Below are 16,357 nucleotides of genomic sequence, written 5' to 3' on the forward strand. Positions count from 1 at the left end.
GCAGAGTCCGTAGATATCTATAATCAAATGAGGCCTCATACGGCTTTAAAATACAAAACGCCCGATGAAGTACATCGAGCGTTTTAGTTAAAAAGTGTCAACCCATATCAGGACGGGTCATGATGGACAAATCAGTTCGTCGCAGTATTACTCGTATCTTCACTTGATACTGTGTTGATACTGGTATCGCGATAGGGTGAATTGGTTAAATTGACTTGTAGACGTACAACGTTATCAATCAATTGAACCAAAGGTCCCCATTTCACTTTTTTCTCTTTTTCAAAGACGTCATTGAAGTTTTCTGGCGTCCACTCCATTAAGTATTGAGGGTTGAGTGCTCGTCCGAGAAAGCGTACTTCATAGTGCAAGTGTGGCCCTGTGGAGTTGCCAGAGTTACCGCATTGAGCAATGATGTCGCCTTTACTAACAAACTGACCGCTTTTCACTTTGAAGCGTTGTAGATGAGCAAAGGAGCTCATAAAGCCAAATGAGTGACGAATGGTGACATAGTTACCATAACCACGCTTGCTCGGGCGAACGGTTTCCACCACACCGTCAGCCGGTGCCAGGATCTCTTCTCCTCTTTTACAAGTCAGATCGATACCAGTATGAACATGCCTCTTACCTGAAATCGGATTAATACGACTGCCGTAAGAAGAAGAAATACGTTGGTATGTGACTGGACTGTCATTTGGTATCAAACGGAACATCGTCGCGCGAACAGCAGAATCGATAGCGGCTGCGTCAATTCGCTCCTCTAACCCCATGCTGTTCTCATCGATCATCAACTCTTCGTCTGCGAGACCTAAAACCGATTCAACGTCGAATACCCGTTTGCCCAATAGCTGAATTTGATTGTTTTTGTCCGTCAAAGACTGGGAAAGTGAATGATTGGTATCAAGCTGCTCTTCGTAAAGAGCCGTCACTTCGGCCTTTTCACTTTCCAGTTTGGCGATGATTTGTGTTAGTTCGTCTTTATTGTGCATCTGCTGCTGATTAAGGTACCACGCGCCACCAACGACGGCGGGTAATGCCAATACTGAAGCAAATACTGCTAGGACCGAACTGCGGCCCAAATAGAACTGCTGATCGCCGTCTTTCGTCGGGATCTGCATGATGATTTTTTTAGACATAGTTATTGTTACTTAAATAGGCGTTCATTTATTTTTCTCCTAAAAACCAGAGAGGTGCTCTAACTCTCGATTCAGAAGGTCGTTATTGCCTACATTCAATTCTATAAATCGTTTTAGTTGGCTAATGCTTTCGATGTCTATCTTAGCGATCTTCAACCTAATCTCACACTTAGAGACATTCACAATTTGCGCTTTTAACGTAATCACTTGTTCGGATTGATCAAATGAAAAAGTCACATGGACTGGAAGGGTTGGATCCAAAGCCTCAGTCTCTTCCACTTTCATGAGTAAACCATGCAAGGAAAGATCTTGAATCCTAGCTTCAATTGCCAAGTCACGTTGTTCTATCTTAGCTGGAGCTTGATGGAGAATACGTGAAAAGCGTCGTCTCTCTGTCATATGAATATTCTCGTCAGGTCGTCAAACAGAATTGAATAGTATATCAATACGAACAAAAAGTGTTCGATTGTTGTTTGAAAAGTGTCGAGGTCGCTACAGAGTGACGTAAGTGCAATGTCATGTTCTTAACGAACGAGACGGGCTAATGAGCTCTTTTTATAACAAAGAAAACAAAGGCCGCTATGATAGCGGCCTTTGTACAAATTACAATCAAACTTTGTGGGTTGCGATTACTTCGCAATACGCTTGTATTTGATACGGTGTGGTTCTGCGGCTTCAGGACCCAATGTTTTCTTCAACCAATCCATGTACTCTGTGTAGTTACCTTCGTAGAAGTTAACTTGGCCTTCGTCACGGTAGTCAATGATGTGGGTTGCGATACGGTCAAGGAACCAACGGTCGTGCGAGATAACCATTGCACAACCTGGGAACTCTAGTAATGCTTCTTCTAGAGCACGCAGTGTTTCAACGTCAAGGTCGTTGGTTGGTTCGTCGAGTAGCAACACGTTACCGCCCGCTTTAAGCAGCTTCGCAAGGTGGACACGGTTACGCTCACCACCCGATAGTTCACCAATAATCTTTTGTTGGTCACTGCCTTTAAAGTTAAAGCGTGAACAGTATGCGCGAGCTGGGATTTCGAAGTTGTTGATCTTAATGATATCAGCACCTTCAGAGATCTCTTGGAATACGGTTTTAGAATCGTCCATGCTGTCACGGAACTGATCGACCGATGCCAGCTTTACTGTATCGCCCATCTCAATTGTGCCCGAGTCTGGTTGTTCAGTACCACTTAACATCTTGAATAGCGTCGATTTACCTGCGCCGTTAGCACCGATGATACCAACAATTGCACCTTTAGGGATGCTGAATGACAGGTCATCAATCAGAACTCGACCGTCAAATGACTTGGTCAGGTTCTTCACTTCAATAACCTTATCACCTAGACGCTCACCTGGTGGGATAAATAGTTCATTGGTTTCATTACGTTTTTGATGATCAGAGCTTTGTAGCTCTTCAAAGCGAGCCATACGTGCTTTTGACTTCGCTTGACGACCTTTAGGATTTTTACGTACCCACTCAAGCTCTTTCTCGATAGTCTTTTGGCGAGCACTCTCTTGGGAGGCTTCTTGTTGTAGACGAGCGTCTTTTTGCTCCAGCCATGAGGTGTAGTTGCCTTCCCATGGGATACCTTCACCACGGTCCAGTTCTAAGATCCAGCCCGCAGCGTTATCTAGGAAGTAACGGTCGTGGGTGATGGCTACTACGGTACCTGTGTAATCCACTAAGAAGCGCTCTAGCCAAGCAACTGATTCTGCATCTAGGTGGTTGGTAGGTTCATCAAGCAATAGCATGTCTGGCTTAGAAAGTAGCAAGCGACAAATAGCCACACGGCGGCGTTCACCACCTGATAGGTGCGCAATTTTTTGGTCCCATTCAGGTAAACGTAGTGCGTTTGCTGCACGCTCAAGCGCATTTTCTAGGTTATGACCATCTTTCGCTTGGATAAGGGCTTCTAGCTCGCCTTGCTCTTTTGCAAGTGCGTCGAAGTCTGCATCTGGTTCAGCGTATGCTGCGTAGACTGCGTCCAAACGTTTCAGAGCGTCAGCAACGTCAGCAACCGCTTCTTCAACAACTTCACGAACGGTTTTTGATTCGTCTAATACTGGTTCCTGAGGTAGGTAACCTACGTTTAGACCAGGTTGTGGACGCGCTTCACCGTCGATATCCGTGTCGATACCTGCCATGATACGTAGCAGTGTGGATTTACCTGCACCGTTCAGACCTAAAACACCGATTTTCGCACCAGGGAAGAAGCTCAGAGAGATGTCTTTAAGAATTTGACGCTTAGGTGGCACAATTTTGCTCACCCGCGACATGGTATATACGTATTCAGCCATTGCCGATCGTTCCTAAATTAACTGTCATTCAAACCCATCATTTTATACCAAGTGCTTTGTTTTTGTTACCGCATTGCAAGAATTTCCCTAACGAATGGATTTCTTATTTTGAGCTGACCGGAAACTTACACGGTTAGGGTATACACTTTTGTTATTCGTTAAGAATGACGAAGTGTTTTCTATGCGAGTTAGAAACGCTTTGTCTCCATCGTCTTAAAAGTTTGACGAGTACAATTTTTAATACACTAAGTTGCTTTACATGGACATCTGCATTCTGTGTAAATAGATGCATGTGTGAAAATTGCCTTAACATCACATGAACTCTAACAAAACTAGGCTTTAGGGCAGTATATGTCTGGGGAAAATGACACAAATGAGATTCAACGTATCTGAATTGGCTAAAAACGTATGCTGCGCCGCCGCGTTGTGTGCTATGAGTTTGAGTGCTAATGCCGCGCTGAGTTTGGAAAAGCAGCGCGAAGTATATGAGCAAGCTCAAGATTTATTAGATAAAAATGACATCGACGGATACCTTTCGATTCGTCCTAAAATTTCTGACTATCCACTAACGCCTTATGTGGATTACCGCACTTTTATTAGACAGTTACCGGAAAAGTCACCACAACAGGTGAACGAGTTTATTTCTGAGCACGAGTCTTTTCCATTTTCTCGTCGAGTTCGCGCTCCATACCTCAATCATCTTTATAAGCAAAAAGATTGGAAAACCATTACTGAGTTTCAAAAAGTCATTCCTAGTGGTGAGCGTTACCAATGTATTTTCTACGTCGCTCAATTAAAGCAAGGCAAGAAAGTCGCGGCGTTTAAAGGGGCTGAACATATGTGGTTACGTGGCATCAGCATTGCTGATGAGTGTGACCCATTATTTGAAGCATGGGACAAGGCGGGTGAGCGTACCGATGAACTGATTCTACAGCGTATGTTACTGGCGTTTGATGCTCGTAATGGCGGTTTGATGAGTTACTTGCTCAAACTGCCTAAATCAGCGCAGGCAAAGCAACAAGCCAAAGAAATGAAAGCGTTGTTTGATAATCCTTCAAGTGTTGCGGAATTCGCGAAGAAAAAACCTGCGAATGATTTTAATCGAGCGCAAAGTGAATATGCGTTAGAAAAGTTGGCTCGCATGAACACTAGCCAAGCACAAGGTGCGTACGATGCTGTCATTAAAGGACAGAAGTTTTCTCCAGAAAAAGCGCAAGAACTTGCCGACTATATTGCATTTCGATTGACTCGTACGGAGTCTGAGTCATTAGCTAAATGGCGCGATGATAAAACGAAAACCAGTCAGTACTTACCGTTGATTGAAACGCGCATCCGCTTAGCGATTCAAAATGCAGATTGGAAAGGCGTACAAGAGTGGATTGCTGTTCTAAATAAAGAAGAACAAGCCACGCTACGCTGGCAATATTGGCTTGGAAGAAGTGAAATAGCGTTAGGTGATGACATCGCGGGGAAACAGCGTTTAGCAACTCTGCTTGGGCAACGAAACTTCTACAGTGTGGCTGCCGCCAATGCAATCGGACAATCAATCAAATACCCAACGCATACGGTTAAGTTGGATAAGAAAGTTGTTCAACCCTATCAAGACTCGTTAGCTCGTATCGAAGAGTTGATCGCGACGGATAAAATCGCAGCAGCGAAGAGTGAATGGGCACACTTACTGCGCCGCGTAGGAAAAGATGAAAAGGCGATGTTGGCGGCTTATGCATCATTTAAGCGTTGGCATAACCTAACGGTGACCGCGAGTATTCAAGCGCAGATGTGGGATAATATCGAACTTAGGTTCCCAATAGCACACCGCTGGTGGTTTAACTTTTATGCGAAAAAGCACAACATTGATCCCGTCATGATGATGTCTCTCGCTCGACAGGAAAGTGCGTTAGATGTTGAAGCCCGCTCTCCAGTTGGCGCTCGTGGTCTTATGCAGATCATGCCTGCGACGGCGAAGTACACGGCACGTAAATATAAGTTGAGTTATCAAGGTACGCAGGATCTCTACAATGTAGGAAAAAATATCGAAATTGGTAGCCATTATTTGCAAGGTTTATTAGAGGATTACGATAATAATCGTATTTTTGCTCTTGCTGCTTATAATGCAGGTCCTAACAGAGTAAAAACGTGGCGAGAGCGTACCCAAGGAAAAGTGGATGCTTATGCCTTTATTGAGGCAATTCCATTTAAAGAGACTCGCGGTTATGTACAAAACATCTTGATGTTTGAAACATACTATCGTGATCTTTTGGGTATCGATGGCGCGTTCTTGAATCAACATGAGATCAATACCAAGTATTGAGTGAGGTAACTTGATGTCGCACGAACCCGAGTACAAAGACTGGCAACAGATTATTGAGCTAATTCGAACAAGTATGGGCACCCAGCAAGATGACATGCTGTTAACTATGCTGATGTCACGTGATGAGAGAGAGTCATTAATATCACGCGTTAATATAATTAACGAACTTCTTAAAGGAGAATTATCTCAACGTCAGATCAGTCAGATGCTTGGTGTGGGCATTGCCACCATTACTCGAGGCTCTAACGAACTAAAGTCGAAATCTGATGAAGAAAAAGACAAGTTGAAAGTCTTGTTAGAACAAGTTGCAGTATCTAAGTAGACAGTATATCCAATTTGCTTTTAGGCCTTGGTGTTACAAGTGACTAAGATAACGTATTACAAAGGGCGGAAATATCCGCCCTTTTGCGTATCTAGAGAATAGGCTGAGTGTTATAAATTTGAAGGAAAGTGCTCAGGGTTTGTGAATGGAATTAAAGCCAGAATCAAGGCTTGGTGATAGACCGAGCTTCGAGTTAGCTGGTTTTGGGTTAGCAGGCTAATAGCGCCACCTTTCTGTTTGATGTTATCAGTACCAAACACTTCGTCCATTACATCTCCCAACTCATTCGCATCCTTGAGTTTTTCCAAGACTTTTGGCGGCAACATTAAGCTTGCAGAACGAGATTCACCGCGGTGAGTCTCTGACTCAACCACCATCCAAGCAAACGTCACGTTTGCTTCAATTCCCGCTTCGAGACCGACATAGTAATCCGCGTTTGGCATCTCTACTTTTGCGTTTTTAACGCGGTTTAGCGCACCACGATGAGTTTCTTCATTCGTCATGGGCTGATCTGCGACCTCACTCGGTACACTGATGCCAACGAAGTTGAACTCTTGATACGGAAATGCATTACGAAATGCACTTTGAACTGCATTAATTTTGGCTGGGTTTAGCGATGCGATTACGACTTTTTGGGTTGCCATGATCTTTTTACTCACTGGTGTCTATTAACTCAATTTTACTTGCGTAGGCTTTACGTTCTCACTCGGGTAACAGCCTAATACTTTCAAGTGCTTAGTGATTTTTGTTAGCTCTTCAAGTGCCTGTTGCATTTCTGTCGAAGCAAGATGTGATGTCAAGTCTACGTAGAACATCTCTTCCCACGGGTTCCCCATAATTGGGCGTGATTCCAGCTTGGTCATATTGATGCCGTAACGTTGCAGCACTAATAGTGTTTCAACCAATGAGCCTGCCTCTTGGGAGGTCGACATGATCAATGTGGTTTTTGCTGGAATCTGAGTAGAAACTTCAACCGGTTTACGAGCAACCACGATAAAGCGAGTATGGTTTTCGGTTTGGTTTGCGATGTTGCCTTGAATTGCTTGCAAGCCATATAGCTTACCGCTTGATGCATTACCAATTGCAGCCACATCATCACGATCCATCTCTTGGACTTTCTGCATTGCATCTGCTGTGCTCGCGCAGGATTCCAGCTTTACCCCTTTCATACGGCTTAAAAACTCACTGCACTGTTGGTGTGGCTGAGGGTGAGAATACAGCGTTTTAATATCTTCCAGACGAATGTCTTTTTTCGCAACCAAGCAGTGTTCGATTGGTTGAGTTAGCTCTCCAACGATGTAAAGCGTCGTGTGTTGTAGTAAGTCATACACTTCATTAATAGAGCCTGAGCTGGTGTTTTCGATTGGCAGAACGCCATAATCAGCATGGCCAGATTCAACCGTTTGAGTCACTTCTTTAAAGTGCTCGCAGTTGAGCTCGATAAGCTCCGTATTTTTACGACTGAAGTATTCGCGACTTGCCAAGTGCGAATAAGAGCCTTTGGCTCCTAAAAATGCGACGCGAGCAAGTGGCTTACGGCTTTGCTGTGGGTTAACGAGATTTTGCAGATAACTTTGTTGAAGCAGAACTGAGTCTTCAATGATGGTATGGAAAAGTTTGGTGATGTACTGCGCGTCAAGTTCGTATTTATCTTGGCCATTAGAAATCAGCTTGACCAATAATTGCTGTTCACGGACGGCGTCGCGAACAGGCTTTGAGGTTTGTACTTTGCTTTTGGCTACTTCAATGCTGAGTTTACGGCGCTCAGACAACAAGCTGAGAAGTTGGTCATCCAACTCATTCAAGCGTAAACGAATTTCTTCGAGGGAAATAGGTTGGTCAGTCATCAATTCTTTCCTTATAAAAAAGCCTCCCGATTTGGGAGGCTTTCTGTTTGTTTTTGACTTTTCTTTCACAAACGAGTTCGCCCCTCCAACTATGGGAGGAAAAAGAAGTCAAAAATAAACAGTGAGGTTAAATGCATAAATAGTGCTTAATTTATGAGTGTTTAAACACAATAAGCAAGGCTGGGGAGAGCGTCAAGCAAAAAAATAGCGCCTTTCGGCGCTATTTCCTCAATCTGTTCAGTTTACTCTTCTTCTTCCACTAGCTCAGGCTTACTTGCACGTCGAGCTTCAGGTTTGTGGGTCAGCTTGTTCAATTGTCGTTCTAGTTTTTGCTCCACTTCGTTGATAGCTGCGTAAAGATCTTCGTGAGTTGCTGAGGCAATGAGCTGGCCTTTAGGAACTTTGATAACCGCTTCGAATTTCTTCTGTTTGTTTGGTTCCTCACTGAAAGTTGCTTGGCAACCAATTAGGTCTACTTGCCATTTCTCCAGTTTTTTAAATTTGCTCTCAATATGAGCTCGGATTGCAGAGGTGATTTCGATGTTTTTGCCAGTGATATTCATTGTCATAAGTGTTTTTCCTCTGTTGCATCCCTCATGGGTTGAGTTCAGATTACCGCTTTAAGCATAAAAAAATGTGATTCAGATCATTATTTTGCTCGGGTTTTTTATGATGAAAAATGAATGTGATCTCACTCAAGAACTTCTGAGATTTATCGTGAAATTGCTTGTTATCGGTTAGTAAATCCGTAGATTGGATAGAGTACTCAGCTGAAAACGGCCTCGTTTTTAGGGAAGTTTTACGGCCTAATATTTGAGGTGGTTAAAATTTAACTACACGTAAGGTGTGATGACGATCACTGAGTCTCTCCAATGAATCCATTTAAAAAGCCGCTTACTGCACAAGCGGCTTTTTACTGCCTGGCATTTGGCTGACTTTTCGTAGCGGTATCATGAAAATGGGGTCTTTTGGGGCTAGTGAAACCCTTTCTAGACTTTTGACTTGGTCCAAACTTTCTAGTTGTTTGTATATTATGTAGTAGCGATTAATGCTTGTGACGTACCCAACCGTTGAGCTTAAACTTTTCCGCATAACGACTTCCACGTTATTAAACCAAACATTAGGATCGTAACCTTGTTGGGCTGCACGCTTACGAATACGCTCTACATTGCCGGGGCCCGCATTGTAAGCCGCCAATGTAAAGTAGAGTTTATTTTGTGCAGTAATATCAGGATCACTGAAGTACTGCTTACGCAAAAAAGCTAAGTATTTCACTCCAGCATGAATGTTGTTTTCTAATTGTCGAACATTTTTGATATTGATATTCGGATCTTGAGCGGTGCTGGGTAGGACTTGCATTATGCCAACGGCACCTCGGCTTCCAACTAGGTCGTTATTAAATCCTGATTCCTTGTAAGCGATTGCAGCGATCAGTAAATAGTCGATATCGTATTTCTCACCATAGCGTGAAAATAGCGCTGCGAGTTTTTCTAGTTGAGCAATTTTCTTAGGGTTAAGAGCTCTGTTCAACCATCCCGTGTTATCGATGTATTTACCGTAAATAACGTTACCGAGTAGTGTCCCAGAGCGAGACTTCTGGATGAACTTATTCACGACGGCTTTTAATTTGGGACTATTTTCTCGCATTGCCCAAGCAATTTTGCCATTTTTGCGGATAGGGATTTTTTTGTGCACCCGAATATCATCCATCACTTTCAGCCAAAGCTTGGCTTTATGGCTATCGAGAACAATGGCTTTGACGTAACCATTGTTGAGCATTCCGACCAGCTCATAATCTTGAAGTGTTTCTTCAATAAAGTGCACGATAACAGGCGGTAAGCCTTTTTTGTTTAGTTTCTTATTTAGTGTCTGAATGCTTTCAAAGTAGCTAGAACTGGCGCGCACCCAAATCTCTTTGCCGCTCAATTGTTCGATTTTCGTCATCGTTGGTGTGCTTTTGTTTGTCACTACCCACTCTTGAATACCAGTGAGGATGGGTGAACTGAACTCCACTTTCTGTTTGCGCGTGTCGGTAATAGTCAGGTTGGCGACAACTAAGTCACCTGAACCGTTTTCTAAGGCTGGTAGTAGCTGGTCGCGGGCAACAGGAATAATTTGTACGTTAAGCTTTGGTTTGAGTTTACGAAGGTCTTTTTCGAAATGCGCCAGCAATTCCGCGCCTATGCCTTTTGGTGTGCCGCCCTCAATGTAGTAAAAGCCTAAATCAGCAGAAACTAAGACGCGCAGTACATTCTTCTCCTTGATGACATCGAGGTCCCCAGTATAAGGAGGCTGTTTGAGCGGCGAGATTTGCAGTGCGCAAACGGAAGCAGACAATAGGAGCAGCATAACTGCGCAAAGCTTAGATATCGTCACGTTCACATCCTTTTTATAAAGGGGGGAGGAGAACTTTAAGCATATGTGGAGCTAGGAAGATCATCAAGAAAGGGCTGAATACACTATTGAGAGTAATAAAAAACCGCCACGGTAAAAACGGTGGCGGTTCAGTTTAAAGCAAGTTCAATTACTTCACAGGGTTGAGCTCGATAAGCTTTTCAGTTCTTGCTACGGCGTCTTCCAAACCAAGTTGCTTGTAGGCCTCTAGCTGGATAGTCAGTGACTTACGTGCAGCTTCTGTGTCTGGATACGCTTTTTGTAGCTCTTGGCTGCGATTAATAGCAGCGACCCAAGCTTCACGGCGAAGGTAGAAGTCAGCAGTCGCTAAATCATAGTTCGCTAGACGGTTTTTCAGCGCAACCATACGTTTTTGTGAATCTTCTGCATATGGGCTATTCGGGTAGCGTTGAAGTAGTTTTTTGAAGTCATCAAATGCTTTTTTTACCGGTTCAGGATCGCGATCGCTTCGATCTACGCTGAATAAATCATGCATAAAGTTACGATCTTGCGCCATGTGGCTTAGACCTCGCATGTACAGCACCCAATCCATCTTTTCATGGGTTGGGTTTAAACGCATAAAGCGAGAAATGGTTGCCAAGCCCAAAGCAAGGTCGTCGTTTTTGTAGTACGCATAGATTAGGTCAAGCTGCACCTGTTCTGAGTAGGCACCGAATGGGTAACGTGAGTCTAATGCTTCCAGTTTCTCAATTGCAGAAAGCCAATTACCACTTTGAAGAGAAATCTGTGCGTCTGCATACAGTTCCGAAGGCGGCACATCAGGAACGATTTCTTCTTTGCTTGCACATCCAAACAGAAGGGATACCGCTAAAAGGCCTGTTAAAGTCTGACGTTTCATATCAGGAGTCTGTTCCTTGAATCTAAATATTTCTTAAGCTGCCGTTACTTTCTTTCCAGTAACAGATACAATGACGTAATAGTCTATTTTTTCACAGTCGTGAGCATTAGTCTCACAGTTTTTAAAAAAGTTCGATATGGCTCAGCAGATTGTATTAACAAATACCGTAAAAGATAGCCAGTTAGGTCAACGTTTAGACCAAGCTATCGCCGAATTATTCGCGGACTTCTCTCGCTCGCGCCTAAAAGAGTGGCTGCTTGATGGGAAAGTTCAAGTTGATGGTGAAGTTGTCACTAAACCTCGTACCAAAGTAATGGGTGGCGAGGAAATTACATTGCAAGCCGAGTTAGAAGATGAAGAACGCTGGGAAGCGCAAGATATCCCGCTAGATATCGTCTATGAAGATGAAGATATTATCGTTATCAACAAACCTCGTGACTTTGTGGTTCATCCGGGCGCTGGTACGCCTGATGGCACTGTGCTTAATGCGTTGTTGCATCATTACCCTGATATTGCAGAAGTACCTCGTGCAGGTATCGTGCACCGTTTGGATAAAGACACAACGGGTTTGATGGTGGTGGCGAAAACCGTTCCTGCACAAACTCGTCTGGTTCGCGCACTGCAAAAACGTAATATTACTCGTGAGTACGAAGCGATCGCTATTGGTCGTATGACTGCGGGCGGTAAAGTGGATCAACCTATTGGTCGTCACTCTACTAAGCGCACGCTTATGGCGGTGGCACCAATGGGCAAACCAGCAGTAACGCACTACCGTGTTGCTGAACGCTTCCGCGAACACACGCGTATTCGTTTGCGTCTAGAAACGGGTCGTACGCACCAGATTCGTGTGCACATGTCTTATCTTCAGCATCCGCTGCTCGGTGATATTGCATATGGTGGACGTGCTCGCATCCCGACAGGTGCGTCTGAAGAGCTAACGGCAATGATCCGGGGCTTCGATCGCCAAGCATTGCACGCAGTAATGCTGCGCTTTGAGCACCCAATTACGGGCGAAGTTCTTGAGTTTCATGCTCCAGTGCCTGATGACATGGTTGTGATGACTGAAGCGCTTCGTCAAGATACAGAAGAGCACGGCTTACCGGAAGAATTCTAATATGAAGACGATCATTCCGAACTGGCCAGCGCCTAAAAATGTCAAAGCTTTCGCCTCAACACGCATAGGCGGATTTTCGACAGGCCCTTACCAAGGGCTAAATTTAGGTACTCACGTTGGGGATGATTTGTCTTTAGTAGAGAAGAACCGAGCCTGGTTGGCGCAACAGGCAAGCATGCCAAATGCGCCAATCTGGTTAAACCAAACGCATTCAACCGTTGTGGCTCAAGCAAATGAACCAACAACACAGGTGCTTGATGCGGATGGTGTATTTACTTCTTCAAGCCATGTTGTTTGTTCAGCGATGACCGCCGATTGTTTACCTGTATTATTGACTAATACACAAGGTACGCAAGTAGCCGCTGTTCACGCAGGTTGGCGCGGCTTAGCAAATGGCATTGTCGAAAATGCGTTAGCGTTGTTTTCTGGTGAAGTGATAGCGTGGCTTGGCCCCGCCATTGGCCCTCAAGCCTTCGAAGTGGGTGAAGATGTTCTGCAAGCTTTTGTTGATTTTGATTCACAGGCGAATCAAGCATTTGCTCCACGCGATATCGACGGTAAATGGTTTGCTGACATGTCGGTGCTGGCAACGCAACGTCTAAACCGGGCTGGTGTGACACAAGTGATTGATTCTGGACTTTGTACTTACCAAGATAAAACCTCTTTTTACTCTTATCGCCGTGATGGTAAGACTGGTCGACAAGCAACCTTTATTTGGATCGAAGACTAGCTATAAGCACCAAAGTGCTAAGATGCATACTACTATTTTTGCAAAGCTATCTTTATTCATTCACTCCCTTGAAATTCCCCTCCTGAGTATCCATCTTTCTAACTGTCAAAAGAATTTCCTTTAGTTGAGGTTAGGAAGGTAGATATGCGTCTTGATCGATTCACAAGTAAGTTTCAAATCGCTATCTCTGATGCTCAATCACTAGCGTTAGGGCGCGATCATCAATATATCGAGCCAGTTCACCTCATGGTGGCTTTGCTTGATCAAAATGGCAGTCCAATTCGTCCATTGCTTACTATGCTGGATGTGGACGTAACGCATTTACGCTCTAAATTGAGTGAAATGTTAGATCGACTACCAAAAGTCAGTGGCATCGGTGGGGATGTTCAGCTCTCTAGCTCGATGGGCACATTGTTTAACCTGTGTGACAAAGTGGCGCAAAAGCGTCAAGACTCCTATATCTCGTCTGAAGTCTTCCTGCTTGCCGCTTTAGAAGACCGCGGACCATTGGGGCAATTACTCAAAGAGATCGGCTTAACAGAGCAAAAAGTCAGCCAGGCAATCGAAAAGATCAGAGGTGGTCAAAAGGTCAATGATCCGAACGCAGAAGAGCTTCGCCAAGCATTGGAAAAGTTCACCATAGACCTTACCGAGCGTGCAGAGCAAGGTAAATTGGATCCGGTTATCGGCCGTGATGATGAAATCCGTCGTACTATCCAGGTATTGCAGCGTCGTACTAAAAACAACCCTGTGATTATCGGTGAACCAGGCGTAGGTAAGACAGCAATTGTTGAAGGCTTAGCGCAGCGCATAGTTAACAATGAAGTACCTGAAGGTCTGCGTGGTCGCCGTGTGCTATCACTGGATATGGGCGCACTGGTTGCTGGCGCGAAATACCGTGGGGAATTTGAAGAGCGTTTAAAATCAGTATTGAATGAACTTGCTAAAGAAGAAGGCAACGTCATCCTCTTCATTGATGAACTACACACTATGGTCGGCGCTGGTAAAGGTGAAGGCTCAATGGATGCGGGCAACATGCTAAAACCGGCACTAGCTCGTGGTGAGCTGCACTGTGTTGGCGCAACAACATTGGATGAATATCGTCAGTACATCGAAAAAGATGCAGCATTAGAACGTCGTTTCCAAAAAGTGCTGGTGGATGAGCCGACCGTTGAGGATACCGTGGCGATTTTACGTGGCTTGAAGGAGCGTTATGAGCTTCATCATCACGTCGAAATTACCGACCCAGCGATTGTTGCTGCGGCGAGTTTGTCACATCGCTATGTCTCCGACCGTCAGTTGCCGGATAAAGCGATCGACTTAATCGACGAAGCGGCTTCAAGCATTCGTTTACAAATTGACTCTAAGCCGGAGTCCTTGGATAAGCTTGAGCGTAAAATCATCCAACTCAAAATTGAGCAGCAAGCACTAAGTAACGAGCACGATGAAGCGAGTGAAAAGCGTTTGAAAGCGCTTAATGAAGAACTCAATGAAAAAGAACGTGAGTACGCTGAACTAGAAGAGGTTTGGAATACAGAAAAAGCAGCTCTTTCTGGTACTCAACATATTAAGTCAGAGCTTGAACAAGCTCGTATGGACATGGAGTTTGCTCGCCGAGCTGGTGATCTAAACCGCATGTCGGAGCTTCAATATGGTCGTATTCCTGAACTTGAGAAGCAGTTAGATCTTGCAACCCAAGCTGAAATGCAGGAAATGACGCTATTGCGTAATAAAGTAACCGACAACGAGATTGCAGAAGTACTTTCTAAGCAAACTGGCATCCCAGTATCCAAGATGCTAGAAGCGGAAAAAGAGAAACTACTTCGCATGGAAGACGTGCTGCATAATCGTGTGGTAGGTCAAAGCGAAGCGGTCTCTGTTGTATCGAATGCCATTCGTCGTAGTCGAGCTGGGCTTTCTGATCCAAACCGACCAATTGGCTCCTTCTTATTCTTAGGTCCAACTGGTGTGGGTAAAACAGAGCTTTGTAAGACACTTGCGAGCTTTATGTTCGACAGTGAAGATGCGATGGTCCGTATCGATATGTCTGAGTTCATGGAGAAACACTCAGTGGCAAGGTTGGTTGGTGCACCTCCAGGCTATGTCGGGTATGAAGAGGGTGGTTACTTAACTGAAGCGGTTCGTCGCAAGCCGTATTCGGTAATTTTGTTAGACGAAGTAGAGAAAGCGCATCCGGATGTATTTAACATTCTGCTGCAAGTTCTCGATGATGGGCGTTTAACGGATGGTCAAGGTCGTACTGTTGACTTCCGTAATACGGTTGTGATCATGACATCTAACTTGGGTTCATCTCGTATCCAAGAGAATTTCGCAACATTAGACTATCAAGGTATCAAGAGTGAAGTGATGGATGTGGTTAGCAAACACTTCCGCCCAGAGTTCTTGAACCGTGTTGACGAAATCGTGGTGTTCCATCCACTTGGTCAAGAACACATTAAGTCCATTGCTTCTATTCAATTGGAACGTTTGGCGAAACGACTAGAGGAGAAAGGCTATCAACTAGAAGTTTCCGACAAAGCGCTCGATTTGATCGCTCAAGTTGGTTTCGATCCTGTGTATGGTGCGCGTCCTTTAAAACGTGCAATTCAGCAGAATGTCGAGAACCCGTTAGCCAAATCAATTCTGTCTGGTGAAATCGTTCCAGACAAGACAGTGCAGCTAATTGTTACTAATGACCAAATTTGTGCTCATCAATAATTGTATGGATACAGTAAAATTGAGATAAAAATCACACTAAAGGGGCCGTTTGGCCCCTTTTCTATAGTTTTTTAGAGTCTTTTGTCTGTTTTCTATACGAATAAACTAAAAAGGTGAGTTTTTTTTAAAAATGCACTTGTGTTCTTTAATGAACTCCCTATAATGCGCCTCCGTTGTCACGGGAAAGCAAGTGAAGCGGAACCTAAACAACTACGGTTAGTGAGTTAAAATTAACTCGCAGATAAATAACTTAAAAAAGTGTTTGACACGATAAGTTATCTAGCTAAAATAGCCGTCCACTTTGAAGAGAACTTCGAAGTGTGCTCTTTAAAAATATAGACCTATCAATCTGTGTGGGCACTCGTTGATGATAATCCAAATAGTTTCTTCGGAAACAATTTAGGTTTCAATGAAACGAAGTGACCATTGAATCTTCGGATTCAGCACAGTCAATTCAAACATTACTTCTGCTATTTATTAGCGAAAGGAATATTCAGTATTCATTGAGCCGACAAAATCTTAAATTGAAGAGTTTGATCATGGCTCAGATTGAACGCTGGCGGCAGGCCTAACACATGCAAGTCGAGCGGAAACGAGTTATCTGAACCTTCGGGGAACGATAACGGCGTCGA

Annotated in this window: 14 protein-coding genes and 1 other annotated feature; of the genes, 6 read left to right on the top strand and 8 right to left on the bottom strand. The window is 44.1% G+C overall.

Going from position 1 to position 16,357, the window contains the following annotated elements; genetic code table 11:
- Window positions 1-87, top strand: an 87-nt coding sequence (locus NL626_RS22495) for an integrase core domain-containing protein (protein WP_138939050.1), incomplete at its 5' end; no start/stop codon positions are given.
- 44 nt (window positions 88-131) lie between these two features.
- Here the strand turns inward: NL626_RS22495 and NL626_RS22500 are convergent.
- From NL626_RS22500 to ettA, 3 genes are all read right to left on the bottom strand, one after another.
- Window positions 132-1,133 carry a M23 family metallopeptidase gene (locus NL626_RS22500; RefSeq protein ID WP_054578534.1) on the bottom strand — a complete coding sequence of 334 codons (1,002 nt, stop codon included), beginning with the start codon at window positions 1,131-1,133 and terminating at the stop codon, window positions 132-134.
- Window positions 1,134-1,172: 39 nt separating this feature from the next.
- Window positions 1,173-1,532, bottom strand: a complete 360-nt coding sequence (locus NL626_RS22505; RefSeq protein WP_005381897.1) for a PilZ domain-containing protein — start codon at window positions 1,530-1,532, stop codon at window positions 1,173-1,175.
- Between the two features lie 230 nt (window positions 1,533-1,762).
- Window positions 1,763-3,430 carry an energy-dependent translational throttle protein EttA gene (ettA, locus tag NL626_RS22510; protein WP_005381894.1) on the bottom strand — a complete coding sequence of 556 codons (1,668 nt, stop codon included), beginning with the start codon at window positions 3,428-3,430 and terminating at the stop codon, window positions 1,763-1,765.
- Between the two features lie 373 nt (window positions 3,431-3,803).
- On the opposite strand from ettA, the gene sltY reads away from it, so the two are divergent.
- Both sltY and trpR read left to right on the top strand, forming a co-directional pair.
- Window positions 3,804-5,741 carry a murein transglycosylase gene (sltY, locus tag NL626_RS22515; protein WP_253657757.1) on the top strand — a complete coding sequence of 646 codons (1,938 nt, stop codon included), beginning with the start codon at window positions 3,804-3,806 and terminating at the stop codon, window positions 5,739-5,741.
- A gap of 13 nt (window positions 5,742-5,754) precedes the next feature.
- The gene (gene trpR, locus NL626_RS22520) at window positions 5,755-6,063 is read left to right on the top strand and encodes a trp operon repressor (protein WP_005381892.1); all 309 of its coding nucleotides are present in this window, start codon (window positions 5,755-5,757) and stop codon (window positions 6,061-6,063) included.
- A gap of 110 nt (window positions 6,064-6,173) precedes the next feature.
- On the opposite strand, the gene yjjX is transcribed toward trpR, so the two are convergent.
- From yjjX to bamD, 5 genes are all read right to left on the bottom strand, one after another.
- Window positions 6,174-6,707, bottom strand: a complete 534-nt coding sequence (gene yjjX / locus NL626_RS22525) for an inosine/xanthosine triphosphatase (RefSeq protein WP_005385931.1) — start codon at window positions 6,705-6,707, stop codon at window positions 6,174-6,176.
- Window positions 6,708-6,731: 24 nt separating this feature from the next.
- Window positions 6,732-7,910: a prephenate dehydratase gene (gene pheA, locus NL626_RS22530; RefSeq protein ID WP_017636154.1), complete on the bottom strand. Its 1,179-nt coding sequence runs from the start codon at window positions 7,908-7,910 to the stop codon at window positions 6,732-6,734.
- A 12-nt stretch (window positions 7,911-7,922) separates the two neighbouring features.
- Window positions 7,923-8,044: a sequence feature (Phe leader region), on the bottom strand.
- Between the two features lie 108 nt (window positions 8,045-8,152).
- The gene (gene raiA, locus NL626_RS22535) at window positions 8,153-8,479 is read right to left on the bottom strand and encodes a ribosome-associated translation inhibitor RaiA (protein ID WP_005381889.1); all 327 of its coding nucleotides are present in this window, start codon (window positions 8,477-8,479) and stop codon (window positions 8,153-8,155) included.
- A 325-nt stretch (window positions 8,480-8,804) separates the two neighbouring features.
- Window positions 8,805-10,286, bottom strand: a complete 1,482-nt coding sequence (locus NL626_RS22540; RefSeq protein WP_318114373.1) for a lytic transglycosylase F — start codon at window positions 10,284-10,286, stop codon at window positions 8,805-8,807.
- Window positions 10,287-10,434: 148 nt separating this feature from the next.
- Window positions 10,435-11,163, bottom strand: a complete 729-nt coding sequence (gene bamD, locus NL626_RS22545; RefSeq protein ID WP_005381876.1) for an outer membrane protein assembly factor BamD — start codon at window positions 11,161-11,163, stop codon at window positions 10,435-10,437.
- Window positions 11,164-11,299: 136 nt separating this feature from the next.
- Here bamD and rluD point away from each other — a divergent pair, with 136 nt between their 5' ends.
- The 3 genes from rluD to clpB all read left to right on the top strand — a co-directional run bounded on the left by rluD (window position 11,300) and on the right by clpB (window position 15,725).
- Window positions 11,300-12,277: a 23S rRNA pseudouridine(1911/1915/1917) synthase RluD gene (rluD, locus tag NL626_RS22550; protein ID WP_005381875.1), complete on the top strand. Its 978-nt coding sequence runs from the start codon at window positions 11,300-11,302 to the stop codon at window positions 12,275-12,277.
- Between the two features lies 1 nt (window position 12,278).
- Window positions 12,279-13,007 (top strand): peptidoglycan editing factor PgeF, encoded by a 729-nt coding sequence (gene pgeF / locus NL626_RS22555; RefSeq protein ID WP_253657758.1) that lies wholly within the window; start codon window positions 12,279-12,281, stop codon window positions 13,005-13,007.
- 144 nt (window positions 13,008-13,151) lie between these two features.
- A complete protein-coding gene (gene clpB, locus NL626_RS22560; RefSeq protein WP_005381873.1) occupies window positions 13,152-15,725 on the top strand; it encodes an ATP-dependent chaperone ClpB in 2,574 nt (857 codons plus the stop codon).
- Window positions 15,726-16,357 lie beyond the last annotated feature (632 nt).

The organism is Vibrio sp. Y58_MX_L22 (assembly GCF_024181865.1).
GTDB lineage: Bacteria > Pseudomonadota > Gammaproteobacteria > Enterobacterales > Vibrionaceae > Vibrio > Vibrio alginolyticus.

Excerpts from the sequence above, each read along its gene's own strand:
- NL626_RS22505 (WP_005381897.1), bottom strand. The coding sequence starts at position 1,532 with ATGACAGAGAGACGACGCTTTTCACGTATTCTCCATCAAGCTCCAGCT.
- clpB (WP_005381873.1), top strand. The coding sequence starts at position 13,152 with ATGCGTCTTGATCGATTCACAAGTAAGTTTCAAATCGCTATCTCTGAT.
- sltY (WP_253657757.1), top strand. The coding sequence starts at position 3,804 with ATGAGATTCAACGTATCTGAATTGGCTAAAAACGTATGCTGCGCCGCC.
- ettA (WP_005381894.1), bottom strand. The coding sequence starts at position 3,430 with ATGGCTGAATACGTATATACCATGTCGCGGGTGAGCAAAATTGTGCCA.
- NL626_RS22500 (WP_054578534.1), bottom strand. The coding sequence starts at position 1,133 with ATGTCTAAAAAAATCATCATGCAGATCCCGACGAAAGACGGCGATCAG.
- pgeF (WP_253657758.1), top strand. The coding sequence starts at position 12,279 with ATGAAGACGATCATTCCGAACTGGCCAGCGCCTAAAAATGTCAAAGCT.
- pheA (WP_017636154.1), bottom strand. The coding sequence starts at position 7,910 with ATGACTGACCAACCTATTTCCCTCGAAGAAATTCGTTTACGCTTGAAT.
- yjjX (WP_005385931.1), bottom strand. The coding sequence starts at position 6,707 with ATGGCAACCCAAAAAGTCGTAATCGCATCGCTAAACCCAGCCAAAATT.
- trpR (WP_005381892.1), top strand. The coding sequence starts at position 5,755 with ATGTCGCACGAACCCGAGTACAAAGACTGGCAACAGATTATTGAGCTA.
- raiA (WP_005381889.1), bottom strand. The coding sequence starts at position 8,479 with ATGACAATGAATATCACTGGCAAAAACATCGAAATCACCTCTGCAATC.
- bamD (WP_005381876.1), bottom strand. The coding sequence starts at position 11,163 with ATGAAACGTCAGACTTTAACAGGCCTTTTAGCGGTATCCCTTCTGTTT.
- rluD (WP_005381875.1), top strand. The coding sequence starts at position 11,300 with ATGGCTCAGCAGATTGTATTAACAAATACCGTAAAAGATAGCCAGTTA.